Origin of the sequence: Arthrobacter caoxuetaonis (genome assembly GCF_023921125.1) — a bacterium.
Classification (GTDB): domain Bacteria; phylum Actinomycetota; class Actinomycetes; order Actinomycetales; family Micrococcaceae; genus Arthrobacter_B; species Arthrobacter_B caoxuetaonis.
Genome location: NZ_CP099467.1, coordinates 87,859 through 112,740 on the forward strand (window position 1 = coordinate 87,859; position 24,882 = coordinate 112,740).

Consider the following 24,882-nt stretch of genomic DNA (forward strand, 5'->3'; position numbering starts at 1 on the left):
GGGTCGTGCTCCTCGTGATCGGTTTTTCGTCTAATAGCTTCTATGCGGCCATCGCGCTGATGGGTGACAACTTTTTGGCTTCCTCGATCCGGCTGGCCAGATCATCGAGGGTGCCGTCGTTGATGACGGTCGCAGAAATGAAGGCGGGGTCGATCCCCTGTTCGGAGGAGTGGCCGTTCACAGGGCCGACGCCGGGCCGGACGATCTCGATGATGCGTCCGCCGTTTTCCACGATCCAGGCCGCCTCGGAGTCGAAGCGGACATCTGTCAGCACGACCTCTTCGGCGCCCGACGCGCGAACCTTCTGCTCAACCTTGCGCACCCAGCAGTCGGAACCGTAGTTCATCCGGCACAGCTCGGTCGCATAGACCTGCAGGAACCGGCGCACCTCGGGGCCGTGAAGGCGGTGGTCCTTCGCCTGCTCCCAGTCACCGTCCAGCTCGCGGAGCAGCCCGGCCAAGGTGGTGTGCCCGTCAATCATCGGATCCAGGACCAGCAGATCATCCACCAGGTCTGCGGCGGCCCGGTCGTCCCCGAACTCAGCTGAGATGAGCCCCTGGTACACGCTCAGGCAGCGGCGGACCTCAGCCCCGTAGGCGCGGTGGCCGGCGGCGGCCTCCCAGCTGCCGGAGGTTTCGACGAGCCCGGCAAGGGAAACGGTGCCGTCGAGACGGAAGTCCAGGGCTGCAGCCTGCTCCTTCAGGGTGTCCCCGAAAGCGAAACGGACAGCGCCGTGGTGTTCGATCAGGTGCCGGCCGGCAGTGTCCTTGCCCGAGCGTGCAAATCCGTGGAGTCCAGTGATGTTCATGGTGCCTTTCGAAGTGGTGGCCTGTTTATCTCTATGCGCGCAAAAGCCGGGCGGGTGACAGGTTTTTGGTTCCTGGCCCCGCCCGGCTTTTGCAGCCCCGTGGGCTAGTAGGTGCTGGCGCCGGGCATCTGGGCCACGGCGGAGTTGTGGTAGACCATGTCCTTCAGCGTCTGCTCGACCTTGAGGGCATGGGGGACGTCGGTGAAGATGACGCGGTTGGCAGCCTGTGCGGCTTCACCGTTGGCTGCGTTGATGATCACGAGGGTTCCGCAGCGGAAGATCCGGTCCAGGATGCCGCGTTCAACCTGAATGTCGGAGACACGGATCAGCTGGGAGCTGATCGACTTCTTGTAGAGGACGCCTTCGCGGATGATCAGCTGCTTGGTGGTGACGATGTAGACCTTCTTCCACCACTGCAGGATCGGCCACGCGGCGTAGTGGATCGTCAGGGCGCAGGTGACGGCCTGGAGACCCAGGTAGAGCCAGCCTTCGAGCATGTCGCGCGGAACGAACATGTAGCAGGCGACGGCTGCGCCAACCAGGATCAGCCAGGTGACGGCGGGAAGGAACAGGACTTTGGGGTGGGTGCGCAGGAGGTAGATGGCTTCCTCGCCCGGGTTGAGGCGCAGGTCCCTGGGCAGTTTCACCGGGTTCGGTGACGTGGCCGCGGGTGCCTCAGTATCGAAGGTGCTCATCGTTTCCTATCTGGTGTTGGTAAAGCCGGAAAAGGCCGGGCCCGCGCTGCTGCTGCGGACCCGGCCGGGTGGATGGGGCTTATACGGTGCCCGGTGCCGGCGGCCGGCGGCGGCGTTCAGCGTCGGTAATGCGGGCCATTTTCAGGGCGTTCTCAGCCGCCCACGCTTCCATGCGGAGGGCGTCGGCCTGGTCCGCGTCGAAGGCTTCGACAGGGACGTTGGCCACGGAACGCTTCAGCGTGCCGTCAGGCTCGACGTCGATGCGGGCCGCGTAGGATCCGGTGCCCAGGCTGACTTCTGCACGGCGGGCCGGGCCGTTGCCGCGGAAAATGAAGCCTTCGCTCTTGCCGGCGGTCTGCAGGGCATCGACTTCGCGGCGGTAGACGCGGTTGTCCATGATCGGGTTCACCAGGTGCGCCGGACGCGCCGGTGCCGGCTTCGCGGCCTTTGCAGGGGCCTTCTTCAGGCCGCTGATCGGTTTGCGGGCCGGTGCGGGCTTTGGTGCAGCTGCAGCCGGACGCTTTGGTGCCGGGGCAGGTGAGGGCTTTGCCGGTTTTGCCGGTGCAGCCTTCTGCTCCGTCTTGGGTTCGGGAACGATGCCGTGGGACCGGCTGGCTGCGACGATTTCGGCGCGGCGGCGGGCACGTTCGGTGTGTTCCGGGTTCAGCTCAGCTGCCGGACGGTGTCCCTTGGGGCAGACATGCGACACTTCGATGTTGCTGAAGCGGCCGCACTTGGGGCACTTCTCGACGCCGGCACCCGGAACATTGCGGATGAGCTTATTGAAGATGGTCCCGGGGCGCTCAGAGTTCGCCAGGGCAGCGAACATGTGCTGGTTCACGCGGTGGCCATAGAGCTTGTCGCCGATGCGGGTCGCCATCGTGTTGGTCGCAGGGTCGTAGCCGACCTCGTCAATGAAGGACGAGGATGAGACCGGAGCCATTTCAGCACCCTTGGCGGCTTCACGCTTGCGGCGGGCCTTCAGGAGGTTGTCCACCCCGGTCAGGGCCATGGATGGGCGGCGCGATTCCAGGACCGCTGCGACGGCTTCGGAAACCATGATGGATGCTTCAGCTTCCTCGGGGCCGCCCAGATGGGACGTCTCCCAGGAGTGCGGGCCGGTCTTGGTGACGCGGACCCACGTCTGCTTGGGCTCTCCCCCGCGGATGGCTACGGAAACCGGGACGTCGAAGGTCGGGTTGCCGTGTTCACCGGAGTACCGCTTGATGGACGTGGCGGAGGGCATCCGCAGGTCAATGTCCTTGTTGCTGTAGTTCATCCGGTGGGTGCGGCGTTTGCCCGACATTGCCTGCCCCAGGGTCTGGGCGGGAGTGTAGTCGTCGGGCATCTGCGGGTAGCTCTTGCCCTGGGGTGCGCCGTATTCGGCACCGACAAAGTTCCGGTTCCACCATTCCTCGCGGTCTGCAGCGGTCTTCGGAGAGGTGGCTGCCGTGAGCGCGGTGGCGGGGACGTAGCCGCCTGCCAGCAGCAGTTCACGCCGTTCTGCCATGGTCTGGCGGTGCTCGGCGGCGCTGAGGGCGATTCCGGCTTCAGGGTGTGCTGTGGGTGCGTACTGCCCACCGATGGGGATGCCCATGGGCTGGCGATTCTGTGCTGGTCTCATGCCTACTCTGTGTGCGGCGGATACCGTTTTTGAGCAGATACCGGGCGTTGTCCCTAGATGCCCAGGACGCGCTTGGCTGCCTCATGGGTGCGCTGGATGAAACCCGTATCCACAGGGACGCCGGCCATTCGGGCGCAGTGCAGGTCGATGGCGGTATCGAAGTCGGCGGCCAGGGCCCGGTCTGCGAGGGACGGTGCTGCCAGGCGGCTGAGGTAGACGCCCGCCTTCTGCAGGTTGGAAATGACAGGCTCGGTCTGGGCGTGGGCGGCAACGGTGGCGGCGGGAGTGCGGATCAAGGGTGTCTCCTTCGGTAGCTTCATCACCTATGTGTGCGGCCTGTCCCGCGTCTCTCACCGCACACAAAAGGACCGGGACCACCCGTGAGGGCAGTCCCGGTCCTTTTGGGAAAGGCTAGGCCGCGGCGGCTACGCTGTAGCGCGTCTGGCTGAACAGTTCCATGAAAGCGTTCTTGAACGATGCGGGAATCCGGGCGTCGGAGGGCTTGTTGTTCACAAGCTTCTGCGCTCCGGGCATCGCCACGTCCGGCTTGCCGTTGGCGGCGCAGGCGGTCAGGACGGCAGCAGCCTTCTTCCAGTCCTCCTCACGGGAGAGGCCCATCGTGGTCACGGAGTTCACCAGTGAGAACAGACGGTCGGCGCGGGTATCGGACCAATCAACAATCGACGGGTCTTCCAGCACCTCGGCCGGGTTGTACAGGTCGTTGGCTTCCATCCAGACAAGGAACTGGGTGGCGGCACCGTCACCGACAAGGCCGTTCAGGACGTACAGGGCCGCTTCGTCGTCCTCGGCTTCGAGCTGGGCCAGTACGTTGATTGCGTTGGTCCAGGAACGCGGGGAAGGCCATGCGCCGCCTGCCTTGGCGGGGTCGGTCGGGACCGGCGGGGTCAGCAGTTCGGGCTTGTGGCGCAGGAACGTGGTCACGGCACCGGCGACGGCAGCCTTGCGGGCAACCGGGTCAGCGGCCAGCAGGGCACGCATGGACGGGTAAACCGTGTGTGCGAAGCCGGTGCCAACGCCGTCCAGCCATTCGGCGGAATCGAAAGCCCACGTCAGGTGAAGCATGCGGTTGGCCATCGGGGCCGGAAGGTCGTAAGCGTCCACGGCCGTCTCGGTCGGGTTCATGATCGCCACAATGGCAACGTTGTCGCCCAGCTTGGTGTCACCGACGAAGCGCTCCTGAACAACCCGGAGCATACCCTTCATCGTGGACGGGCCGGCGGTGTTGAACTCGTCGAATACGGCCAGACCCTTTTCGGCACCGTTCAGGTTCTCCACCCAGTTGAACGAGGAGTAGCTGACAACGCCGTCGTTCTCGATCATCACACCCAGGAAGTCGGTGGCTTCACGGGTAGAGCCGATGATCACCTCGGGGTGGTAGCCCCAGCCCTCGGCCATGCCGGTGATCTTGGCGGTCTTGGCCTGGCCCGGCTCGCCTTCGATAACGACGGGGACGTTGGCGCGGACTGCAGCGGCAAGCGAGCGGTTGAACGGTGAGGAAACGAGTGTAGCCACGGGGTTCTCCTAGAGAAGTAGTTTGGGCGGTTGCCCTGACACTCCCTATGTGTGCGGCACCCCGGCAGTCTCTCACCGCTCCTGGAGACTTGCGCAGATTTCCCGGGCGTCCTTCCGGACAGCGGCAATCATCCTCGCGTTGGTCAGTTCATCGACCTTCATTTCCCTGTTGCGGCGCGAAAGGACAGCCAGGCGGTCGGCCAGTTCATTCAGGGGATGGCCGTCATGGCCGCGCACCCATTCAAAGCTGATGTTGACCCCGCGCGCCGAACCAAGGATGCGCCGGCACTCGGAAACAGAGTCGGAATCCTCGCCCGGATCATGCTCGTCCCTGGCAACCCGGTCCAGCAGTTCCAGGGCCGGCTTCGAGTCGGTGAGGACCTTCAGGGAGCCGACGCCTTCGCGCAGCACCGGGTGCAGGCTCAGGGTGGACTGCAGGCCACGCCGGATAGCGGCAAGCTCCCCGGCACGGATGCCGCCGTGAGTGCTGACCGAGGTGTAGGAGCCGATGACAGGATCCGCGCCGTTGGAGTACGCCAGGACCCAGCCGCAGCCGTTGATGTTCCGGCCCTTGCCGCGTGAGGAGTCGCAGGCGATGGTCAGGTTCTCCACCATGCGCGATTCGACCTTGGAAATGGCGTCCCGTGCCGCGCTCAGCGCCGACGGGGGCGCATAGAGGCCCGAGACCGGAAGGGTCGTCTTGGCCCGCAGCAGTTCGGCGGTCATCCAGTCTGATGCGAACACCTGGTCAAGTTCCTCCAGCGGCACCGCCCGGGCCACGGCCTCGGTGATCTGTGCGGCGAGCTGCCGGTTGCTCGGATTGGACACCTGGGAACCGGACGGACCGGAAATAACGACGTCCCTGCCTGACACGTCGGGCGCGTGGACGGCCCACCGGCAGAGGTTGGGCTGGCGGTCAACGACCACCGTGACGCCGCGCCGCTCGGTGACAGCGGTGATGGCGGGAACAAAACGGCTTGCCGGAGGTGCCGGCATGGGCATGGGGCTCATCGTTCTCCTCCTGCGAGGTCGCTCAGGGTGATGGGTCTCAGGGCGTTGGCAATGCGCTGCTGGTGCGCGGGCATGGAAGCCATGAAGGCCATCGCTTCGGCCGGGCTCTCAAATTCCTGCTCCGTTGCCAGCGTGTGCAGGGCGTGGTGGATGCGGGTTTCCAGGTCGGGGATTTCGGCCAGGATCTCGTCGGCGCGGGTCAGGAGGTCCACACCGGGCAGCGGTGAGCCGAACTCGATGCGGAACATGCCGGTCGGGTCGTCCGGGTCGGTGCCGCGCAGGGCGCGTTCCCAGATGATGCCGCGTGCTCCCCATTCGGTGGCTCCGACGCCCATCGGGCGGGACTCGCCGGTGGCTTCCTCGTCCCAGTACGGGAAGTATTCGGCGACACCAAGGTCGTCGATGCCGCGCGCGTACTCCTCGTGGCTGTGGAAGGCCAGGGCCATGAGGTCCCCGGAGACGGGATCGTCGGTGAGGGCCAGGCCAAGGGTTACGGTCGGGCAGTTGTGCTCGCCGGCCATGATGGCGGCGACGTGCTCTGCCTGGGCGCTGATCGCATCGAAAATGACGGATGCGGGGCGCTTGGTTCCTTCAAGGTCGGCTTCGTCCAGGATTCCCGTTGCGAAGCGGGCGATTTCCTTCAGTTCCAGCTTCGTCCTGATCGGTTCAGCCATTGCCCGCAGGCTGGCCGCCAGCTCCAGGGGGTCGGCCCCCTTCGGCAGGCGGTAGCCGTGCAGGATAGCCAGGTCGGAGTCAGTCATTGTTCTTGACCTCAACCACGTGCGCCCACGACGGGACGTTCTCGCGCCAGTAGTCCGAACGCAGGTTCACGAGCAGGACCACGACCGGCACCGAGGGGCGTTCGGTCGGCCAGTACGTCTCACCGTCGGTGGCGATCACAATGACGGAGGGCTTGTTCTTGAGGTTGCAGGCGTGGACGATGGCTTCGCCCATTTCCGTGCCGCCGCGCCCCTGAACGTCCGTCACGGAAGCCAGACCTGCGAACTTCTGCGTCTGGTGGACCTGGGTGTCAATGTCGGAGACGAGCAGGTCGTCGCCGCGGATGCCGAGCTTCTTGGCAATGGCGAGGACTTCGTTGGTCGCTACGGCAAGGCTGTGGTCGTCCACCGAGCCGGAGGTGTCCCGGTAGAAGTGAACGGACGGGACCGGCTTGATGTAGCCCGGTGCGATCACGCGGCCGACGATTCCGCCCTGCCGGTTGCGGAGGGTTTCATTCATGCGGCGGCGGTGGCGGCGGGCGTAGGTCGTATCGTGCTGGCCGAGCTTGTGGGCGACGGCGCGGCGGATAAACGATGCCAGCACGCGCTCCCACGGGGTCACGGACGGGGCGAGGATTTCATCCACGATCTGCGCGATGCCGCCGGGAACGGAACCGATGCCGTGCTGTTCCTGGTGCTGGCGGACGGAAGCGGCGGTCGAAATGCGGACCATTGCCTTCTCGGCGCTGCTGGCCGCAGGTGCCTTGCCCTTCATATCGTCGTCGCCCAGTTCGAACCCGCCTGCCACGGAACCGGAACCCGAGCCGCAGCCCTTCATCGGTGCACCGGAATCGTCGGTCGGCTGGCCGTTCTTGCCGGGCTGGCCCTGGCCGTTCTGCTGCTGCTTCTTCTGCTGTGCGGCAGTCTTGCGGCGCAGGACTTCCATGTAGGTCAGCGGGGTCTGGTAATCGGGCTGGCCGATCTGTGCGGCGAACACACCGTGGGCGGCAAGGGCGGAGCATCCTGCGTCGCGCAGGTCGTCGTTGATTGCCATGTCACCGGCGATGTTCCACATGCGGCGTTCTTCGTCGGTGACACCGGCGACCTCGGCCAGCATGGAGTGTTCGGCCAGGATGTGGGAGCACTCGTGCAGCAGGCCCTCTGCGCAGAACTGGGCACCCATCGGTTCGCACTTGTCGAAGTTGACGTAGACGCGCAGGCCGTCGTCGATGGCGAAAGTATCGACTTCCTGGGTGTTGACGGGGCGCAGTGCGAAAAGGGTGGAGGCCATGTAAGGCATGATCTGCAGCGCGGTCGCGCGCCATGCCTGAAACAGAAGCATCTGGGATTTGGAGGGAGTGGTGAGTGTGCTCATGCCTTCTATGTGTGCGGCACCGGCCAGAGGTCTCACCGCTCCGGCCGGCACAGGTGCCCCGTTATTCTCCGGCAGGTTTGCGCGGCACGCGGGTGCGTTCTTCCAGGAAGGTGCGCGGCTGGACGGCACCCTGGTGGCAGGGGCAGGGGCAGGTGCAGGCAGGGTTGGATGCGGTTTTGACGGGGCATCCGCCGCGGGTGTCGGCAGAGTCGCAGTCGCCGGTCAGGCACCAGCCGGTTTTCGTGCTCATGGGTTCCTTGGGGCAGCAGTATGCCGGGCCGGGACGCTGTGGTTCCGGCCCGGCACGGGCGGGCTAGTCGAGCTTGAATCCCGGAGGAAGGACCAGTCCGTTGCGTTTGAGGATGGCCAGCATGTTCTTCGTGGAGCGCCAGTCCGATGCCGTGCCCGCTGCGTGGGTGACGGTCCGGCCGGAAGCGTCAAGAATGGCGATGTGGCCCTTGGAGGTCGGCTCGTAGGCCCAGTCTTGCTCGCGCAGGACGGGCTTTAGCTTTCGGAGGGACTTGGGTAGCTGCTTAGTGCTCATGCCTCCTATGTGTGTGGCAGGGGCTGAATCTCTCCCCACCCCTTAAACCCAGTGCGCCCCGCCAGGTGACAGCCGTGCGGGGCGCATGGGGAATTAGGGGCTAGTCCTCCATAGGGGCACCTGCCAGAGCAACGTCGAGGGGAACGTCGCGGCCTGCAATGCGCTCCACGTCGCCGCCGAGCCACCGCTTGTTCTTCAGCGGCTTGCCCCGGCTCTCAAAGACGCCTTCCACGGCATACAGGACACCGTTTCCGGACTTGGCGCGGGAAATCATCAGGGGGCCTTCGCCGCGGGCGGAGGGCGTAGCCAGAACAGCGTGCAGGACACCGCCGCCGAACCGGAGGGTTTCCAGTGTCGTTGCGGCAATCGAATTACCGTCCGTCAGGCGGACCTCGCGGCCTTCCTTGAGCTTGAACGGGGAGGATACCGATGCCGTAAAGGTGGAGTGGACAACGTTCATGGGGACAAGCTTGCACGCCTGGCCGTCCATCGCGTGCATTTCAAGCAGTCCGGGGTCCACGGCACGCAGCCCGTTGGCCTTGGAGTTGAACGCTTCGAGCATCTGGTAGACGTAAATGTCGGTCGAGATACCGGAGTACTGGCACTGCTCCATCAGTTTGGTTTCCATAGCCATGAGGGCTTTGGCGCTCTTGTCGTAGCCGAGGTTTCCGGTGGTGCGCCCCTGGGAAGCAAGGTCGATCAGCGTCCGCAGGAGGGTCGGCATCTTGTGCCCGGTGAGGCCGAACGCTTCCGCCCAGTCCTCGACACTGTTCTCTGCCAGTCCGTCCTGCATCCAGTAGCGGTAGCTGAGGGCTTCGGTCAGGATCGGAAGCTTCACGGAACCGGGCAGGCCGCGGCTGATTTTCAGTCGGCGGCTGAGGGACTTGAAATCGTTCGAGGGCATGTTGTCGCCCATGACCAGCAGTTTGGAGAAGGTGTACGGATCGGCGACGACGGTGCTGGTGCTTTCCCCGGTGAGCAGGGCTGCCAGCTTGTCCGGCGTGAGGGTTTCGGCCGTGGCACCGTGCAGGGGCCGGTACGTCAGGGTCTTGGCACGCAGGTAAATAATGCCGGTCGCTTCACAGCGCAGGCCGGGGAAGACTGAACGGTCAAGCGGTGCGTTGTGCACGGCGGCGTCCATGCGCTTCTGTGTTCGGTGCGCGGCAAGGAGTTCTTTGGGGGAGGCTGTGGCTGTCATACCTCCTATGTGTGCGGCAGGGCCCTTCTCCCTCCCCGCTGCGGATGCCTTCCTAGTTCCAGATTTCGAGCTGGTCCGGGGAGCCGACTTCCATCTGCGCGGTGGTGCCTTCGTACATGTAAATCGTGCCCGATGCACAGAGTACGGACGTGGCCGGAAGCGACTGCCCCTGGTAGCCCCAGAAAATGAACGTGAAGCGTCCCGGGTCCGGGTAGTCCAGGCCCACGTTGACGAAGGTGCCGTCCGCCGTGTTCCTCATGCTGGCCAGCGGCCCGCAGACCCGCTGATAGGTTCCCGCATACGCCGGGGCTTCATTCCATCCAAGCCCGCCTTCCGGCCAGCCGCCGGCAGGGACCGCGCCCGCTGCGCCCGCATCCTGGCAGTGGCCGTCCTGGCGGAGCATTACGAGGGCATCCGGGTGGGTGCGGCCGGAAATCTCGTCACAGGTCACTTCGAAGGGCAGGTCGGAAGATGCCGCGTAGCCGGTAAAGACGTCCATCTCGTCGGGGCACGCTTCGGAGAGCAGCCCGATCTGATCATCGACCCGGTCGTTTGATACCCCTGCCCGGACATCACCCATTGTCTGGTCCAGCAGTGACCCGCACTCCCCGGGGGAAAGCAGCGGGTAGACACGCTCCAGGGCGTCCCTGCCTCCGGAGGACGAGGAAGTGGCCGAGCAGCCGGCCAGGGCCGTGAAGGACAGTACTGCAATGAGCAGGGGCGCCGTGCGGCGGAGAGTCTTCATGGGATCCTGAACGTTGGCTGGACGGTTGCTGGAGATCGTGCGCTCAGGATGCCACAGGAGCGGCCGCGCGGGGCTGTATTACGGGGGCTGACGTGGGGAGGTTTCATGCCCTCGCCGCACACATAGGAAATATGACAACCATTGGACTTGACCTCTCAGACTTCGGCTTCGCGCCTGATGATGATTTCGACGAACCCGACGCTCCCGCAGCCGGTGCTGCCGTGGTGCCTGAGGGCCGCTCCCTCGTGGACGGTTCCGCTCTCGCCAAGGCGCTGTACAGCGTGTGGTCCGGTGCGGCGGTCACGATTGTTGACTCCCCTCCGGGTGCAGGCAAGACCACCCTGGTCACTCAGCTCACCGCGTACCTGAAGGAACGTTCGGACCTGAAAATCGTCATCGCCTGCCCGACCCGGCGCGGTGCCTACGACATTGCCGAACGCATTGGTGCCGAGCTTGGACCGGACAAGGACGGCAACCCGCAGATCGCCATGAGCATCAGCAAGATGGACCCGCCTCCCGGCGTCTCCGCCGGCGGTGCCGCCGACGGGGGCCGGAACATCCCGGTCGTCCGCACGGTTGCTTCCTGCAAGGCGTCCACTCCCCCGGCCTGTGACCTCATGATTGTCGATGAGGCTTATCAGGTGACGTTCGCTGACATTTCCGCTGCAGCCGATAACGCCGACCAGCTCCTCATGGTGGGCGACCCCGGCCAGATCGGCCCCGTTGTCACCGCCGATGTGTCCGCTTTCCGCGGTTACGAGGTAGCCCCGCAGATGCGGGCACCGGAAGTTTTCGCCAAGCAGGACTACACCGAGTCCCACGCCCTGGACACCACGTACCGCCTCGGCCAGGAAACCGTCGATGCCATTTCCTGCCTGTACAAGTTCCCGTTCAGCTCCGCACGCCCCGACCGGTTCCTGACCGACGAGGAGGGGAACCGCGTCTCCGAAATCGTGCCGCTGCTCGTGGAGCCTGCCGCGACGTTCGATGACCTGCCGACCCTGGTCCAGGTTGCCGAATACGCTGCCGACCTGATCGGCGTGGAACTGGTGGAGACCGATGCCGACGGCCAGGCGTTCACCCGCCCGCTGGAAGCGTCCGACATTGCCATTGTCGTGGCGCACAACGCGCAGTCCTCGGGCATCACCGCTGTCCTGCGCTCCCTTGACGCGGAAGGAATCTTCGTTGGCACCGCCGACAAGATGCAGGGCGGCCAGTGGCACGCGGTGGTGGCTATGGACCCGTTCATCGGCTACACCAATGCAGGTTCCCACCAGCTCTCTCCGGGTCGCCTGTGCGTCATGGCTTCCCGGCACATGACCCACCTGACGTGGGTTCACGACGGCAACTGGGAGACGGCGCTGCTGGACCCTGACATTGACCAGGACGAAGCCCGCCTTGGCCGCAAGGTCCGCTACGCCCTGACTGCCGAGTAGGGCGGGCTGGGTTCCCCGGCACACAGGAAAGGACGGTCCCCTTCGGGGGGACCGTCCTTTGTGGTTTTACGGGTTAGGCGGCGGGTGTTTCCGTGGTTCCGCGGAAGCGGTAGCCGAGGTATCCGGTCAGAGCCGTCATACCCAGGGCCAGGAGCGTCAGACCGTTGTACACGGGGTTCAGCAGGCCGATGGTCAGAGCGGCGGAGAGGAGGGCGATTTGGGTGATCTTCACGGGGTTCATACCACTTATGTGTGCGGAACCCCTGAAGTCTCTCTCCACTTACTTTTGTGTGCGGCGATCAACGCATACCAGAAAGAGGCGGTCCATCAAAATGCCTCTGACCTGCGCCTTTGTTCGATAGCGCCAGCAGCAGTCCTTTGGGCACGGATGCACGAAACCCAAGCGCCCAAGACTTTCGGACTCTTTCCGTAACTCAGAACTTCATTCGGTTATGAGACGGTCCTCACGGGTACTAACCTGATATGTTCCTTTCGATGGGGAAAACATTTGGGTACGCGCGCGTCAGCGCAGTCGACGAGGATCCAGACAGGCAGCTGGCTGCCCTGGGTGCCGCGGGCTGCGCTGAAATCTTCCGCGACGACGCCACCGGGCCGGTTGAGCCGCGTCCGGCACTCGAGCAGGCCCTAGCTGTCCTCAAAGCCGGCGACACCCTCGTAGTTTGGTCCTTGGACCGGCCGGCACGCTCCATGCGTCATGCCCTGGACCTCGCCGCAACCCTCAAGGAACGCGGTGTGCATCTTCGCGTCCTGGCCAGCGGGATCGACACCTCGGCGTCCGGGGACGCCTATGCGGTCTTTTCCGCCCTGTCCAGTCTGGAGCGCGACGTCATTCGTGAACGCACGGCAGCGAAGCTCGCTGCGGCACGGGCCATGGGCCGCACCGGAGGGCGCCCTTCCCTTCTCACCGATGACCAGGTAGCCAAGGCGCGGGAACTCTATGCCCGCGGCGAGATGACCGTAGCGGAAATCGGGCAATCCCTGGGCGTCAGCCGGGCCACCGTCTACAGGGCCCTTGAGTATGAAGGCGGCTCAGCCGTTCCTCCGCGCCGGCCTGCCCGCGGTGCTGACGTCGGTTAGGCCTGCACCGCCGACTGGATCCCGTTGAGGTTCCAGAGCTCTTCCGGGCGGACCCAGAAACAGGTCGGGTTGTTGGCCATCAGGCTCTCCAGATGAAGGCGCGTGTGATGTCCGCAGAGCAGGATTTCAGCGACCGGGAACTCGAACACGGCACTGGCCGGCGTGGAGCAGTTATCGCAGGTGTCGCGGTAGTCCAGGGGGCTTTCGGCCGGCTGGGAAGCCAGGGCTTCGTTGAGGCGTTCGGTCAGGGTCTGTGTCTTGGCGGCGGGCTCTGCCGCGGCGGAAATACTCATGGGTTCTATGTGTGCGGCAGGCAGACGCCCCCTCTTCAGGCGGCCGGTTTCGGCGCCCTCAGTGCCTCTGAGCAGGCTGACGAGACCATCGCAGTGAGCAGGGCGAAGCTTCCCCACACCAAGACGTCACCGGTCACGACGACCATACACAGCAGTCCCAGCGCCAAGGAGGCCAGGACGGGCTCCACAGGGCTCCTGTACCCGATCCAGCCGCCGAGCCCGGCACGGATGATGTATCCGACGGCCCGGAACGTACCGAAGGCGCTGAGGGCAGCAATCACGGCCCATGTGCCGACCTGGGTGCTGCTGGCATGCTGGAGCTGGGCCGTCAGGGCATCAGGGTCCAGGTCGATCACGTAGAAGATCCCGAGCAGGACCTGGAACGTGGACAGGACGGTCAGGGTACCGGCGGCGGCACGGTGGAGCAGCGGGGGCTTCGGAGTTTCGTGAGCTGGCGTCATGCCCTTCTACATGCGTCGATACAGCAGGGTCACAAGCCTGCCAGGTCCGCGGCAGCGGAGGCGTCGTAATCCCGCCCGCAAAGGACATTCCACTCTTCCCGGCTGAGGCCATCAAACAGGGTCTTCCCGGTACCGGCGCGGAGGAGATCAGCCGACAGGGGTGCCAGCCGGGATTCGACAGCTTCCTGCAGGGCGGGAAGTGCCATGCCCGCCGCACTTATGACGGCGGACATCATCTCGTAGCCGTGGCGCTCATGGAGCCAGCGGGCGAATATCTCCGCCGCCTGCCGGTGGGCGCGCGCCCGCAGGGACGGAGGGTTGAAGGACGCCAGCAGTTCCCCGTCAATCTGGAGGGCGGTGACGATCTGGGCGGTGCGTGCGTCGCCGGGTCCGCGGAGGGTCCACAGGTCCATGCCAGCGGAGCTGCCCCGGGGCAGCAGCCTGGTCAAGGCTTCGGCGCGTTCGCCCCACTCCTCATCGGTCACGCCCTCGGGAATGAACTCGATGATCGCCTGGTAGCCGTACATTTCGATCTCCGGCATGGCTTCCAGCACCTCAAGGTAGGCAAGGCAATCCGTGGCCGGAAGGATGTGGTGGCGGCCGGTAACGGTATCCAGTCCGATGCGCACATCAAGGGAATGCGGGTCGAACCAGACGAGGTTCCGGCTCATGTCCGCCTGTTCCGCGGTCCACTTGCCGAAGGCGTCGTCCATGGGGGCGGCCGGGCGCGGCTTGAGGTTCACGTCGGCCCTGTCGATGGAGTCGACGGCCAGGTCGATGAACGTGTCGGCATCGAGGCCGTCCCGGACAGGGTTCATGGCCGCGGCGAACCGGGGCAGGAAAACGCCGGGTGTGATGCCGGGAGCGAGGCGGTATCCGTTGGGCACGTGAAGGAGTGTCATATGGCCTATGTGTGCGGCATGGTACCGCCTGCTCACCGCCCGGCTATTTCCAGGGCAGGCTGTCCAGGCGTGTGCCGCTGCGGATGTCGTGCAGGACGAAGAACTGGTTGGTAGCCGTGTTGAGCTCCTCGATCCGCATGTCGTAGTGGGCGAAGCCGGGGTAGGAGCTGATGCGATTGGTTACGGCGCTGCGGGCGTGGCCCAGTGTCTTGTGGAGCTTGACCTCCGGGGAGCGGTCCGGGATGGTCGTGCGCCAGACCTTGGCGGGGACGTGGGGTGCCGGCCCGGTGGGATCCCACAGCAGCCAGGCCTCTGCGGGAATGCCTTCACTCAGCCAGCCCCAGGCCCATGCACTGTCCCGGGTACCTTCGGCGCCGAAGATCATCCAGGAGTCGTCTCCGTTCTTCACGGCACCCCAGTCGGGGTTCTCCGGGGAGGAGACGATCGAATAGTTGGGCAGGGCAGCAAGCTCGGACTGCGATTTCAGGACTCTGATCGGATGCATGGCTCCTATGTGTGCGGCAGAGGCGAAGTCCCTGGACGCCGGGTACGGAAAAGGCCCCCGGAGGACTCGGCTGAGTCGTTTCCGGGGGCCTTCCCTGAAGTCCTAGAAGCGGGAGGACGATCCCGAACCGGAGAAGCTTCCTCCGGACGAGCCGTACCCGGTGCTGGAGCTGCTCGAAGCCGAGGCAGCTTCACGGGCCGAGTTAACCTGCTGGCGGCTGCTCTGGTATCCGCTGTTGAATGAGTTGACCGTGATGAACGTGGTCGACGGGAAGGCCGTGTCCAGGATGCCGTTGTGCCTGCTGTACGGGCGGCGGAACGATTCGTCCAGGGCCCTCCGCATCATCCGCTGCTCCTCCTGGGTCTTCGCATAGGCGTCCGCAACGGCATAGGCATGCTGGCGCAGAAGCTCGGAGAACTGCTGGCGGGCATCCCGGAGCCGGTCCAGGGCGGTCTCGGGCGTGATCTTCCTGTCGGCAAGGTCAGCCTGCCAGCCGGCAATGTCCGCCGTGACGCGGTTCGTGAAGGCAGCCAGGGCGTTCGCCGTTGCCGGTGCGCCGCGCTTCTGCAGCACTGCCGGGACCTCGGCGAGGTCCTTGCGGAGCGGTTCGACCTGGCGGTCCCATGCGTTCTCCCACCCGCGGGCGAGGTTCAGCAGGGCGTTGGTGTCCGCGATGAGGTCATCATCGCCGTCGAGCTGGAGGGCGATGCGCTCGTACTCTTCTGCCAGTCTGCGGTTCCGGCCCTTCTTGAGGTCCTTGTCCGTGAGGGCCTGGGCGGCGTTGTTCAGCTCGGTGGCCTTCCTGTACGTCGCACCGAACGTCCGGTACTTCTCCAGGACCCGGGATCCGTAGGCGGATCCGGCAGGAATCGTATTGGCGTTCAGCTCGGTGACGTCCAGGTCCGCGGTCACGCTGGCGTAGGAGGCGTCCGCCCTGGCGATTGCTTCCCGGCCAACGCGCAGGTTCCGGGCCCGCAGAAGCAGCCACGTGCCTGTTCCGGCGGCGGCGGCCAGGCCTGTGAACGAGAGGAAGGCAATGAACGCCGGGGACTTGTACCAGGGCCGGTTGATGACCTCAGCCCCGGACTCGATGCCCTGGATGACACCGTCTGTCCACTGTGCATCGCGCAGGAGGTCGTACGTCGATTCCTGGATGGCGTTGCGGGTGTTCAGATCGACCTTGCGGTCTTCGCCCATATAGGTGCCGACCTGGCGGCCGACCGGATCAAGGGCGAAGAGGTAGAGCCCGTCCGCCCATTTCTGTCCGTCGGCGGAGATCCATTCGGGGTGCTCCTCCCGGGCGTAGGCGAGGACCTCTTCGTTGAAGTTGTCTTCGTACTCCCCCGCCCGGGTATAGATGGCCACGGTCGTCGGCTCGTAGAAGTCGATGTCGCTGACCGCGGGGATGAGGGTGTTGGTGTCCAGGACGCCGGCGGTGTCTTCGACGATGATTTCTGCGGGTTTGTCGGCAAATGCGGCCGTGGCCGTGCCTGTTACTGCCGTAGCTGCAAGCAGCAGCGCGGCGAGGGTTCTGCGCATGGGTTCCTTCAGGAAGCGGATGGGTTTAGGCGTCGGTGAGGCCGTCACCGGAGCGGCGGTGGTTCTGGGCGGGCACCTCAACACCCCGGACGGTCCAGAGGTCCTCGGCTGCTACCCAGAAGCTGACCGGGCCGGCAGCCATGAGTCCCCCGAGGTGGGCGCGCATGTGGTGGGCACAGAAGAGCAGGGGCGTTTCATGTCCGGGCAGCAGGAACTGGGACTTGGCGTTCTTGCTGCACCTGTCACACAGGCCCATGGGATCTACCGGGGACTTCTTCTGTTCCTGGATGACCTTCTTGATGCTCTCCACGGCGTCGGCGGTAAGGGTGTTCGGTGCTGTCATGGTGTTTGTGCTCATACCCCCTATGTGTGCGGAACGGTGCAAGACGCTCACCGCCGGGACCGATCCGGCTGCGGGTCCTTGCCCGCGTACATGCGGAGACGTACCCGGTTGCTGTTCCGCCTACCCTTTCCCTTCACGCAGGACGGAGGCATGGGTCGTTCCGGAACGGCGGACGATATCCCAGGTGGGGACGGGCTTCCTGTTCCCCGGGAGAAGCCATCCGTGGGGGCCCGCTTCTGCGCTCAGGGAGCCGAGGGTAACGATGGATCCTTCGGGAAGCAGGTCCAGGTCCTGCAGGCTGTTCACGGTCTTCACGGCAGCGGCCGTTGATTCGGCGGTTCTGGTCATGGCAACTATGTGTGCGGAACGGTACGGGTATCTCACCGCGGGCATGCCGCGGCCCTAGGCGGTGCGCTTCAGGTTCTCCCCGGGTGCCTGGAGGTAGTGGACGTCCCGGCGCGGGTGCAGGAGGACCGAGTCGTCCTCTCCGTCGATCCGGACACGCAGAAGCGTCCCCCGTGCACCGATGATGGTGCCGAAGCGGGGGTTCAGTTCCTTGGTGGCCACCCGGGCATCCCGGACGGCAGGAACGTTGAAGTTCTGGCTGATGTACTTGAGGCTCAACGCGGCTCCCTGAGGTTAGAGGTTCCCGGCCCCGGGCTGGTGGACCCTGCGCTGGTCTTCCTCCCAGAAAACGGTCACGGTTTCCTCGGCCTCTCCGACCACGCGGATGGAGTCATCACTGTGGGAGCGGTATCCGGCTTCCTCACGGTCGCGGACGGCCTGGCTGAAGGCTTTGTTGACGTCCGTCCAGCAGGCAGAGCGGGAATGACGTATTCGTGGCGGGTGATGGATATGACCCGCTTGTTGACGGCTGACACAGACGCTCCTTAGGCGGCTTTCGGGTATTCGGCACCGCCGCTGGCTACGAAGGCGGGGACTCCGCCGGGCAGTACGGCATGGACCTGTCCTGCGACGGCCCAGCTGTCGTATTCCATGCCCGGGCCGGTTTCGATGCCGAGTGCGGCTGCGGCGCGGGAGACCAGTTCGGGGGATTCGACGAAAACCTTCGTCGCACGGTCCAGGAGGCGGCTCTTGGCTTTCCAGCCAAAGAGTACGAGGCTGTCGCCGCTGACGGGGTATTCCCGGCGGACGCCGCTCAGGTAGGTTGTGCCGTCTTCCCGTACTCCCACAAATGTCTTGTCCATGCCTTCTATGTGTGCGGCAGGATGTCTCTCGCTCACCACATCAAGAAGGGGCGCCTCCTGGATGGAGACGCCCCTGGCGGGATGCCGGTTAGGCGGACTTGGCCAGCTGCCGTTTCAGCCGGCGCTTCTCGGCCTCAGCTTCGCGGTATTCGCGTGATCGGTCGTCCTCAAGGCGCACGTGGGAGTAGTAGGAGACGTTGAAGTAGTCGGACTGGGCGTCAGTGTCGGAACGGTTGTACGCGTTGGTGATTTCCTCCACGCGCTTGCGCAGCTCCTTCGCTTCAGGCCGCTCGTCGTAGCGCCGGTAGACCAAGTCGTAGCTGTCGGGGTCGAGCCGGTCTGCGTCGGCGAGGCCCTGGACGGTGACGTCGATGGACTGGCCTCCGGAGAACTTGTCGATCCGCACCGAATAGGTGAGGTCCTTGGGCAGGTAGTTCCCTGCTGTGGCTGCCTTCAGGTCGGCGCGGATGTCCTTGGCGACGTAGGCGGCATCGCGGTATCCCGTGTACTTCTCGCCCGTCTGCAGGATGCCCTGCTGGTATCCCGGCTCGATCTTCGAGTTCGGCGGGATGTAGCCGGGGCTGACGGTTCCGCCGGGATGCAGCTGGGTGTTGCGCTCGGCGGCCGTCTCGCAGAATCCCTTGACGCCTTCCCCATCCTGGGAGTCCAGGGCCATGAAGAACAGCTCTTCGGCTTCCCCGCGGGGCAGGTTCGGCACTGCGGCGGCGAAGTTCTCGAGGTAGTGCTCCGGGTTGCCGTAGTCCGAAGCCATCTGGACCTGCCACTGCAGGTTCTCGGCCGCCTTCGGATCCGGGACGGCGCCCATGAGGAGTTTCTCGGGGATTTTGCGGGCGGGCTCTGCATGCCGGCCAAGGCTGACACCGGATGCTTCACCGTGGGCGGTTGCTGCGAACTGTCCGCCGGCCGGGATTCCCTGGGGCTGGCGGTTCCTGAAATCAATGACGTTGCTCATGCCCAGCTGTGTGCGGCTGGGCATCCCGCAGCCCAACTCTGTCACTCTGTCAGTCTGTAACTCTGGCAGTCTGTGAGTTGCCTAGAACCCTACTGCCCCGCGGAACAGGGAGATCACGATGTTGATGAGCGTGCTCAGGACCCCCAGAAGGAGCGGGACGATGACCGTTGGTGCGGTGAGCAGCGACCCGATGATCAGGGCACCCCACACCGGCTTGGCTGCCTGCCCCTGGGCGCGGCCGCGGCGGGCTGCCCATGCCCACTGCATGAGGGACAGGACGACGACCGCAACGCCGACGAAGGCCAGGGTGCTGCCCAGGCCCGGGTAGCCATCAGTCAGGGAAGCCCAGGCGGCATCCCAGCCGCGGCCCAGGTCAATTTTGTCGGCCGGCGTCTCGGGAAGGACCAGCGGTTCGGATGCAGGGGCAGGTGCAGGGGTCTCAGTCATCACTCTTATCTGTGTGCGGCTGTGGCCCCAAAGAGCGGTCAGAGCTCCGGTATGCAGATCCCCTGCCCCAGCTTGGCGAGGCCGTTGAGGTCACCGGGGCCGAAGCTGGTGACTTCGTCGGTACTGGTGGGTGCCATGAGCTGGCTGGTGTCCTCCACGTGGTCCAGGCCAACGACGTGTCCCAGCTCGTGGGCGATGACGGACCTGACCGAGGTTGCTCCCCCGGGCTTCTGCAGGTCTTCGGAAAGGGCAGCGGCGTTCAGCTGCACTTCCCCGGTGACATAGACGCTTCCGGTTCCTTCCAGGGTGTAGGCGACGCTGCCGCCGATGCCGACGGTGTTGGTGCCGTACTGCGTGTTCGTGAACCGGGGCTGCTGGGCTTCGGTCTTCCAGATGAAGAGCACCGGCGCCCACCGGTCACCGTAGCGTTCGGGCTGGAAGGCGCGGCGTTCCGCGGAAGCCGGCTCAGTTGTCAGCCCGTCGTCAATGAAGACAAGCCCGGTCGCCCTGGACACTTCAGCGACAGCCTCTGCGATCAGCGCGCGGCCGCCGGGAGGCATGTTGTCGGTATTGGTCACGTAGTGGATGGGCCGGCACGGGTCGTAGGCTGTGCCGTCACGCAGCAGCTTGTAACGGTTGTCGATGGCAGGCAGCGGTGCAGGCTTACCGAGGGGCGTATCGGATGCTTCCCTCCCGGGTGTCGGCCGGGTCTGGTCGGGATCGGCCGGAACGAACTCCGGGCCCGTGCCGGCGACCGGATCCTTCAGGTCAGGCACGGCAGGCGGTTCCTCCGCGGGGCCAAGCAGGTCCGGGGAGTACTCGGCTCCCGGGGCCTGCGGCAGCTGCCAGCTGGGCGGGGCGTAGGCCATGACTTTTGCTGCAGTGTCCGGGGCAAGGAGCATCATGGCGATGCCGCTCAGCCCAACAACGAGCACTGACATGACCAGGAAACTCAGGAACCGGAACGCGCCGGCCAGGAAGTCGCCAAAGCTGCGGCGGGGCCTGACCGGGACCGGGGCGGGCCTGGGAACGGGTGCCTGATAGGGATCAAACGGGCCGAAGGGGCCTTCGTGGCTCATGAACCTGCACGCCGCCCGAAGTTCAGGCCACGCATGGCTTCCATGGCTGCACGGACACCGGCCTCGAAGGTGTCCTCGCTGCCGGATTCCCGGGGCTGCTCGAGGAGGCGCTGCACTGCGCGCAGCTCAGCGGCAGAACAGTCCGCGTAGGCCTTCTCCAGTTTCACTTCCGCGGCCATGCGCAGTTCGTGGGGCGTCTGGCTGGCCGAGCGGGCGAAGGTGAGGATGTACCGGTGCCCGTTTGCGGGGTTCCGCACGGGAATCTCCAGGTAGTTCTCCGCGTCGGGTAACTCCTCGAAGGCCTGCTCGATGACCGGAAGGAGGTTCGCTGCCACATCCTGCGGGGTGAGGACGCCGACACCGTCGCCGCCCAGGCGGGTGATTTCCAGGTCCCCGTCGGGTTCAGGTGCCTGGACGAGAGCCTCGGTCTCTTCCTCGGTGAGTGCCCGGGCCGGACGGTTCTTGATGCGGAAAATGATCTGGTCGACCCGCTGGTCGTGGTTGGTGGCGATTTCGGCGCCGGGCCAGGCTGCGTCAATGAGCGACCCGACCGTCAGCAGCACGCTGGAGGGAAGGGGCGTTCCAATACGGATTTCGACGTCGCTGCCGGTGCTCATGATGCCTCCCAGAGATAGTTGGATGCCATCCTGCGGGCAGGGGGAAAGAGTTCACGGATGTTGCTGATGCCCGTTTCCTTCGCCAGGTGGATGGCGACGTTGGCGCAGGCCACCGCGTCCTCGCCGGCGTCGTGGTGGGTGAAGCCGGGCAGGTCCAGCAGTGTGATGAGGCTGTCGAGCTTGTAGGAGGGCGCGTCCGGGAGCCGGTACCGGGCAAGCTTCTGTGTGCACAGGTACTCGAATTCCGGCGGGATGATGCCCAGAGCTTCGGAGGCCTGGACGATGACTGACTTCTCGACGGAGACGTTGTGGCCGACCAGGGGAAGGTCGCCGGTGAATTTGATCAGCCGCGGCAGGATATCTTCCCATCCGGGGGCGCCGTCGACCATGCGGCGGGTGATGCCGTGGACCTTGATGTTCCAGTGCCCGAAGTTCTGGAAGCCCGGCGGAGGCATGACGAATTCGGCGGACTGGTGCGTGACCACGCCGTTGCGGATCTTGGCAATGCCGATCTGGCAGACGGAGGCGCGTTTGGAGTTGGCCGTTTCGAAGTCGATGGCAACGAAATCGAGGCCGGGAACAGTGTTCCTGGCGCTCATCGGCAGGGGGTTGGTCACGCTGGGGGTCTCCTTGAAGTTGATGGCACGCCGGGCCGGCACCTCCTATGTGTGCGGCGGCCGGCTGAAACCTCTCCGGGCATGGGAACGGCCCGTCCCCCGGGGTTCAGGGAACGGGCCGCCGCGTGCAGGCTGCTAGCTTCCGATGGCTCCTGCGCGTCCGGCCTTCAGCAGGGCAAGGCGTGCTTCCACTTCGGTCTGCTCGCCGAGGTCTTCAAGCGCCTCGAACTGTGCGTCCAGGCTGGAGGCTGCGAGTTCGTTGGCGCCGCGGACCTTTGCTTCTTCCCGGCGGATCTTCTCCTCGAAACGGGATACCTCCGAGGTGGCGTCCAGGATGCCGACGCTCTTGATGGCTTCGTGCATCCGGTTCTGGGCTTCGGCGTTGCGGGAGCGGGCGACGAGCTCGTCGCGCTTGCGGCTCAGCTCTCCGAGCTTGCCCTTCATCTGGTTCAGGCCCGTCTTCAGCCGTTCGACGACTTCCTCCTGGGAGACGATCGTGGGTTCGACGGAGGACGCTTCCTTCTCGGAGGCGATCTGGCGTTCGATGGCGACCTTGGCCAGGTTGTCGAACTTGGCGGCATCGCCTTCACGGCCGGCGGCACGGAATTCGTCCGCCTTGCGGGACGCGGCCAGCGCCTTGTTGCCCCAGTTTGTGGCTTCGGCGAGGTCCTCGGCACGGTCGTCCTGGAGCATCCGCAGGTTGCCGATCGTCTGGGCGACGGCACTTTCGGCTTCGCTGATGCTCACGGTGTAGTCGCGCACCATCTGGTCCAGCATCTTGCCCGGGTCCTCTGCCTGGTCCAGCAGGGAGTTGATGTTGGCCTTCGTCAGCTGGGCAATGCGGCCGAAGATGGACTGTTTCGCCATGGAGTAATTCCTTCAGTTCGTGGGCGGCACCGGTCTTGGGGCCGCGGAAGGGCCGAAATCCGGCTCTCTGGCTTCTATGTGTGCGGCAGCAATGCCAACCGTCTACGCCCGGGCGGGAAGGGCGGGGCCGGATGCCGCACACATAGGAGGAAACCGCCCCCAACCGAAGGAGCAACACCTATGGCCGATGGCCACCCGTACATCGTTATTGAAGCCGACTACCTTGATCAGCAGGACGGGATCGTGCCCGGCCGCGCCGTCATTGCCGAACCCGGAGCCCTGGACGGGCAGCTGCTGGTGGTCAGCATCGAAGGCAAGGAACTCCCCAACCCTGTTGCCGTCTACGCAGACCAGCTCCACCCGGCCGAAGAGGACACGGCAGCAGCATGATGTTCACCGACCTGATCTTCCTCAGCGCCATCATCGTTGCCGCAACACTGGCAACCGTCTTCCTGCTGCAGGTCCAGACCGGCGGTGACCCGAAGAAGCTCCAGAAGGTTCCCGTCAAGACCCCTGTTGCTGCGGCCGCCGTGCTTTGTCTCCTGGGCACCGGGACGCAATGGGTGCTCAGCAACATGGACGCCGCCGGGGAGGCTGCTGAACGGCGCGCCTATTCAGTTGCCACCCAGATCGAAGCCCAGGTCAGCCTGCGGATGGGAACCGAAGGTGCCGAACCGTTCATTGACCTTTCCGGCAGCACCAGCTGGGCTGACGAGGATCTCCTCCGGGCCCTGGGCAGCGGCGAGGAAGTCACGCTCACTACGGCCAGCGGCAAGCCGGCAGCCGTGAAGCTCACCGCCCTGGAAGGCTCATCGTTCGTTCCGGTCCTGACCTACGACGGCGATGTCCTTGATGTCTTCGACTCCGATTCGGTCGAGGCCCGGAACACGAAGGGTTTCCCCCAGTTCCTCCCGGCCCCGGAGCTTCCGGCCAGCTAGGGACCAGAAAGCCCGGCACCGTGTGATTCATGGTGCCGGGCTTTGCTGTGCAGTGACGGGTTAGAAGGCGCCGGACTGTGCGGCGTCGAGTGCGTCGATGATCTCTGCTGTCCCGCCGTTCCTGAGGACGTCGACGGGGCGGGCTCCGCCAAGGTGCGCATTCGATCCCAGGATCCACTGGACGGCCGCTTCCCTGCCCCAGATCATCTGGGCGCGGGCCAGGGCGTAGTCGAGGTCGATGATGGTGCGCCACGCGTCCACGCCGGGTGATTCCGCCCCGTTCATCCAGCGGGACAGTTTGCCGGGGCTGACACCGAGGAGTTCGGCTGCCGCGGGGGCACCGCCCAGGGATTCAGTGAGCAGAACGGTTCGCTGCTGCGCCCCGGACGGATTCCAGGACCCGACGGCAACGGACCGGCGGCTGGGTACACGCGAAGTGGCCATGCCCTGACCTTACTCGCGGCATAGCCCCGGTGAGGCCTCAGAGACCGTCGATGATCCGTTCCCGCCACTGGGTGGCGAACATATAGGTGAAGAAAAAGAGGACGGCCTGGGCGCTCATGTAGTTGTGCTGCAGGGCGACGGCGGCAGCTGTGGCTGAGACTGCACCGACTGCCGACCACGCGCGGATAACCTGGGCGATACGGAGTCTGTTCACTGGCCGGCTCCTGCTCTGCGTTCGAGTTCTGCGACGGCACCGGCGTGGAGGATCTCACGGAAGTTGGCCAGGTACCGGCGGGCGGTGTCGGCTTCTGATTCGATGAGGAGCCCGGCCTCGGCTGCGATTCGCGTGATGGTTTCCGCTCCTGCGCCGCTAATGGTCAGTTCGACCGGGGGTTCGCCGGCCCGGGTGAGGGTGAGGCGCAGCTGACGGCGGTTGGCCGCGGATGCTTCCCCTGCCTCCGTTTCCTCGCTGTAGGCGGTCAGCTCCAGGATGGTGCCGTCTTCGGCCTGCACGGTCTCTGTGCCCAAGGGCTTACGCACCGGTCAGTCCTTCGAAACCTTCGAGGCCTTCCAGACTGTCGGGAACGACGAACTCTGCGGCGGGTTCTTCCGTGCCGGTCTCTTCATCCTTGGTGAGCTGGTCGAGGACAGCCTGGACGGTGTGCCAGATGACGGGCATGAAGGCAGCGGCCACGAGTTCCTTTTTCACGGGGTCGATGGGACCGCCGGGGGAACCCTTGGATTCGTGGAAGGCGACCACTGTCGCGTCAACGATGGCGGTCATGTCGAGTTCTTCACGCTTCTTCATGGCGACTATGTGTGCGGCAGCTGCCATGAATCTCTCCGCGGGTTTACGCGGCCGG

The 24,882-nt window shown here is 65.2% G+C and carries 36 protein-coding genes; 4 read left to right on the plus strand and 32 right to left on the minus strand.

Going from position 1 to position 24,882, the window contains the following annotated elements; all coding sequences use genetic code 11:
• Positions 1–40: 40 nt before the first annotated feature.
• The 12 genes from NF551_RS16975 to NF551_RS17030 form a co-directional block, all read right to left on the minus strand.
• Complete coding sequence (locus NF551_RS16975) at positions 41–808, minus strand: deoxynucleotide monophosphate kinase family protein (protein ID WP_227897845.1); 768 nt, start codon at positions 806–808, stop codon at positions 41–43.
• A gap of 104 nt (positions 809–912) precedes the next feature.
• Positions 913–1,503: a PH domain-containing protein gene (locus tag NF551_RS16980; protein WP_227897844.1), complete on the minus strand. Its 591-nt coding sequence runs from the start codon at positions 1,501–1,503 to the stop codon at positions 913–915.
• Positions 1,504–1,582: 79 nt separating this feature from the next.
• Positions 1,583–3,127: a KTSC domain-containing protein gene (locus tag NF551_RS16985; RefSeq protein WP_227897843.1), complete on the minus strand. Its 1,545-nt coding sequence runs from the start codon at positions 3,125–3,127 to the stop codon at positions 1,583–1,585.
• Between the two features lie 53 nt (positions 3,128–3,180).
• Positions 3,181–3,423, minus strand: coding sequence for a hypothetical protein (locus NF551_RS16990; RefSeq protein WP_227897842.1), 243 nt, complete (start codon positions 3,421–3,423; stop codon positions 3,181–3,183).
• A gap of 115 nt (positions 3,424–3,538) precedes the next feature.
• Complete coding sequence (locus tag NF551_RS16995) at positions 3,539–4,660, minus strand: MoxR family ATPase (RefSeq protein WP_227897841.1); 1,122 nt, start codon at positions 4,658–4,660, stop codon at positions 3,539–3,541.
• A 72-nt stretch (positions 4,661–4,732) separates the two neighbouring features.
• Positions 4,733–5,671: an RNase H family protein gene (locus NF551_RS17000; protein WP_227897840.1), complete on the minus strand. Its 939-nt coding sequence runs from the start codon at positions 5,669–5,671 to the stop codon at positions 4,733–4,735.
• Complete coding sequence (locus tag NF551_RS17005) at positions 5,668–6,432, minus strand: hypothetical protein (protein WP_227897839.1); 765 nt, start codon at positions 6,430–6,432, stop codon at positions 5,668–5,670. Before NF551_RS17005 ends, NF551_RS17000 begins: the two co-directional genes overlap by 4 nt.
• Positions 6,425–7,765 carry a vWA domain-containing protein gene (locus tag NF551_RS17010; protein ID WP_227897838.1) on the minus strand — a complete coding sequence of 447 codons (1,341 nt, stop codon included), beginning with the start codon at positions 7,763–7,765 and terminating at the stop codon, positions 6,425–6,427. The genes NF551_RS17005 and NF551_RS17010 overlap by 8 nt, the downstream gene beginning before the upstream one ends.
• Before the next feature lie 61 nt (positions 7,766–7,826).
• A complete protein-coding gene (locus NF551_RS17015; RefSeq protein ID WP_227897837.1) occupies positions 7,827–8,015 on the minus strand; it encodes a hypothetical protein in 189 nt (62 codons plus the stop codon).
• Positions 8,016–8,078: 63 nt separating this feature from the next.
• Positions 8,079–8,309, minus strand: coding sequence for a hypothetical protein (locus NF551_RS17020; protein WP_227897836.1), 231 nt, complete (start codon positions 8,307–8,309; stop codon positions 8,079–8,081).
• A gap of 100 nt (positions 8,310–8,409) precedes the next feature.
• Positions 8,410–9,507: a hypothetical protein gene (locus tag NF551_RS17025; RefSeq protein WP_227897835.1), complete on the minus strand. Its 1,098-nt coding sequence runs from the start codon at positions 9,505–9,507 to the stop codon at positions 8,410–8,412.
• A 52-nt stretch (positions 9,508–9,559) separates the two neighbouring features.
• Positions 9,560–10,252, minus strand: a complete 693-nt coding sequence (locus NF551_RS17030; RefSeq protein WP_227897834.1) for a hypothetical protein — start codon at positions 10,250–10,252, stop codon at positions 9,560–9,562.
• A gap of 131 nt (positions 10,253–10,383) precedes the next feature.
• On the opposite strand from NF551_RS17030, the gene NF551_RS17035 reads away from it, so the two are divergent.
• Positions 10,384–11,688, plus strand: coding sequence for an AAA family ATPase (locus NF551_RS17035; RefSeq protein WP_227897833.1), 1,305 nt, complete (start codon positions 10,384–10,386; stop codon positions 11,686–11,688).
• Between the two features lie 73 nt (positions 11,689–11,761).
• On the opposite strand, the gene NF551_RS17040 is transcribed toward NF551_RS17035, so the two are convergent.
• Positions 11,762–11,929: a hypothetical protein gene (locus NF551_RS17040; RefSeq protein ID WP_227897832.1), complete on the minus strand. Its 168-nt coding sequence runs from the start codon at positions 11,927–11,929 to the stop codon at positions 11,762–11,764.
• A 254-nt stretch (positions 11,930–12,183) separates the two neighbouring features.
• Here NF551_RS17040 and NF551_RS17045 point away from each other — a divergent pair, with 254 nt between their 5' ends.
• Positions 12,184–12,786, plus strand: a complete 603-nt coding sequence (locus NF551_RS17045) for a recombinase family protein (RefSeq protein ID WP_227897831.1) — start codon at positions 12,184–12,186, stop codon at positions 12,784–12,786.
• On the opposite strand, the gene NF551_RS17050 is transcribed toward NF551_RS17045, so the two are convergent.
• From NF551_RS17050 to NF551_RS17120, 15 genes are all read right to left on the minus strand, one after another.
• The gene (locus NF551_RS17050) at positions 12,783–13,079 is read right to left on the minus strand and encodes a DUF7455 domain-containing protein (RefSeq protein WP_227897830.1); all 297 of its coding nucleotides are present in this window, start codon (positions 13,077–13,079) and stop codon (positions 12,783–12,785) included. The two genes, NF551_RS17045 and NF551_RS17050, sit on opposite strands and share 4 nt — an antisense overlap.
• A gap of 35 nt (positions 13,080–13,114) precedes the next feature.
• A complete protein-coding gene (locus NF551_RS17055; protein ID WP_227897829.1) occupies positions 13,115–13,540 on the minus strand; it encodes a hypothetical protein in 426 nt (141 codons plus the stop codon).
• 29 nt (positions 13,541–13,569) lie between these two features.
• Positions 13,570–14,442, minus strand: coding sequence for a hypothetical protein (locus tag NF551_RS17060; RefSeq protein ID WP_227897827.1), 873 nt, complete (start codon positions 14,440–14,442; stop codon positions 13,570–13,572).
• A 43-nt stretch (positions 14,443–14,485) separates the two neighbouring features.
• Positions 14,486–14,947: a hypothetical protein gene (locus NF551_RS17065; RefSeq protein WP_227897825.1), complete on the minus strand. Its 462-nt coding sequence runs from the start codon at positions 14,945–14,947 to the stop codon at positions 14,486–14,488.
• 102 nt (positions 14,948–15,049) lie between these two features.
• Positions 15,050–16,486, minus strand: coding sequence for a DUF5129 domain-containing protein (locus tag NF551_RS17070; RefSeq protein ID WP_227897823.1), 1,437 nt, complete (start codon positions 16,484–16,486; stop codon positions 15,050–15,052).
• Between the two features lie 25 nt (positions 16,487–16,511).
• On the minus strand, positions 16,512–16,844 hold the full coding sequence (locus NF551_RS17075; protein ID WP_227897822.1) for a DUF7455 domain-containing protein: 333 nt from the start codon (positions 16,842–16,844) through the stop codon (positions 16,512–16,514).
• Between the two features lie 105 nt (positions 16,845–16,949).
• Positions 16,950–17,177, minus strand: a complete 228-nt coding sequence (locus NF551_RS17080; RefSeq protein WP_227897820.1) for a hypothetical protein — start codon at positions 17,175–17,177, stop codon at positions 16,950–16,952.
• Positions 17,178–17,231: 54 nt separating this feature from the next.
• Positions 17,232–17,453 carry a hypothetical protein gene (locus NF551_RS17085; protein ID WP_227897816.1) on the minus strand — a complete coding sequence of 74 codons (222 nt, stop codon included), beginning with the start codon at positions 17,451–17,453 and terminating at the stop codon, positions 17,232–17,234.
• A 266-nt stretch (positions 17,454–17,719) separates the two neighbouring features.
• Positions 17,720–18,037, minus strand: a complete 318-nt coding sequence (locus NF551_RS17090; protein ID WP_227897815.1) for a hypothetical protein — start codon at positions 18,035–18,037, stop codon at positions 17,720–17,722.
• Between the two features lie 88 nt (positions 18,038–18,125).
• Positions 18,126–19,010: a hypothetical protein gene (locus tag NF551_RS17095; RefSeq protein WP_227897813.1), complete on the minus strand. Its 885-nt coding sequence runs from the start codon at positions 19,008–19,010 to the stop codon at positions 18,126–18,128.
• Positions 19,011–19,091: 81 nt separating this feature from the next.
• Positions 19,092–19,457, minus strand: a complete 366-nt coding sequence (locus NF551_RS17100; protein WP_227897808.1) for a hypothetical protein — start codon at positions 19,455–19,457, stop codon at positions 19,092–19,094.
• A gap of 38 nt (positions 19,458–19,495) precedes the next feature.
• Positions 19,496–20,536, minus strand: a complete 1,041-nt coding sequence (locus NF551_RS17105) for a matrixin family metalloprotease (protein ID WP_227897806.1) — start codon at positions 20,534–20,536, stop codon at positions 19,496–19,498.
• The gene (locus NF551_RS17110) at positions 20,533–21,153 is read right to left on the minus strand and encodes a hypothetical protein (RefSeq protein ID WP_227897804.1); all 621 of its coding nucleotides are present in this window, start codon (positions 21,151–21,153) and stop codon (positions 20,533–20,535) included. The genes NF551_RS17105 and NF551_RS17110 overlap by 4 nt, the downstream gene beginning before the upstream one ends.
• Complete coding sequence (locus NF551_RS17115) at positions 21,150–21,770, minus strand: 3'-5' exonuclease (RefSeq protein WP_227897802.1); 621 nt, start codon at positions 21,768–21,770, stop codon at positions 21,150–21,152. The genes NF551_RS17110 and NF551_RS17115 overlap by 4 nt, the downstream gene beginning before the upstream one ends.
• A gap of 135 nt (positions 21,771–21,905) precedes the next feature.
• On the minus strand, positions 21,906–22,637 hold the full coding sequence (locus NF551_RS17120) for a PspA/IM30 family protein (RefSeq protein ID WP_227897800.1): 732 nt from the start codon (positions 22,635–22,637) through the stop codon (positions 21,906–21,908).
• A gap of 180 nt (positions 22,638–22,817) precedes the next feature.
• Here NF551_RS17120 and NF551_RS17125 point away from each other — a divergent pair, with 180 nt between their 5' ends.
• Positions 22,818–23,027, plus strand: a complete 210-nt coding sequence (locus tag NF551_RS17125; protein WP_227897798.1) for a hypothetical protein — start codon at positions 22,818–22,820, stop codon at positions 23,025–23,027.
• On the plus strand, positions 23,024–23,575 hold the full coding sequence (locus tag NF551_RS17130; protein ID WP_227897797.1) for a hypothetical protein: 552 nt from the start codon (positions 23,024–23,026) through the stop codon (positions 23,573–23,575). Before NF551_RS17125 ends, NF551_RS17130 begins: the two co-directional genes overlap by 4 nt.
• A gap of 60 nt (positions 23,576–23,635) precedes the next feature.
• Here the strand turns inward: NF551_RS17130 and NF551_RS17135 are convergent, their stop codons facing one another.
• From NF551_RS17135 to NF551_RS17150, 4 genes are read right to left on the minus strand one after another with little or no spacing between them, the layout of a single operon-like run.
• The gene (locus NF551_RS17135; protein ID WP_227897796.1) at positions 23,636–24,019 is read right to left on the minus strand and encodes an antitoxin Xre/MbcA/ParS toxin-binding domain-containing protein; all 384 of its coding nucleotides are present in this window, start codon (positions 24,017–24,019) and stop codon (positions 23,636–23,638) included.
• A 37-nt stretch (positions 24,020–24,056) separates the two neighbouring features.
• Positions 24,057–24,233, minus strand: a complete 177-nt coding sequence (locus NF551_RS17140; RefSeq protein ID WP_227897794.1) for a hypothetical protein — start codon at positions 24,231–24,233, stop codon at positions 24,057–24,059.
• The gene (locus NF551_RS17145) at positions 24,230–24,559 is read right to left on the minus strand and encodes a hypothetical protein (RefSeq protein WP_227897793.1); all 330 of its coding nucleotides are present in this window, start codon (positions 24,557–24,559) and stop codon (positions 24,230–24,232) included. Before NF551_RS17145 ends, NF551_RS17140 begins: the two co-directional genes overlap by 4 nt.
• Positions 24,552–24,854 carry a hypothetical protein gene (locus NF551_RS17150; RefSeq protein WP_227897792.1) on the minus strand — a complete coding sequence of 101 codons (303 nt, stop codon included), beginning with the start codon at positions 24,852–24,854 and terminating at the stop codon, positions 24,552–24,554. Before NF551_RS17150 ends, NF551_RS17145 begins: the two co-directional genes overlap by 8 nt.
• Positions 24,855–24,882: the final 28 nt, after the last annotated feature.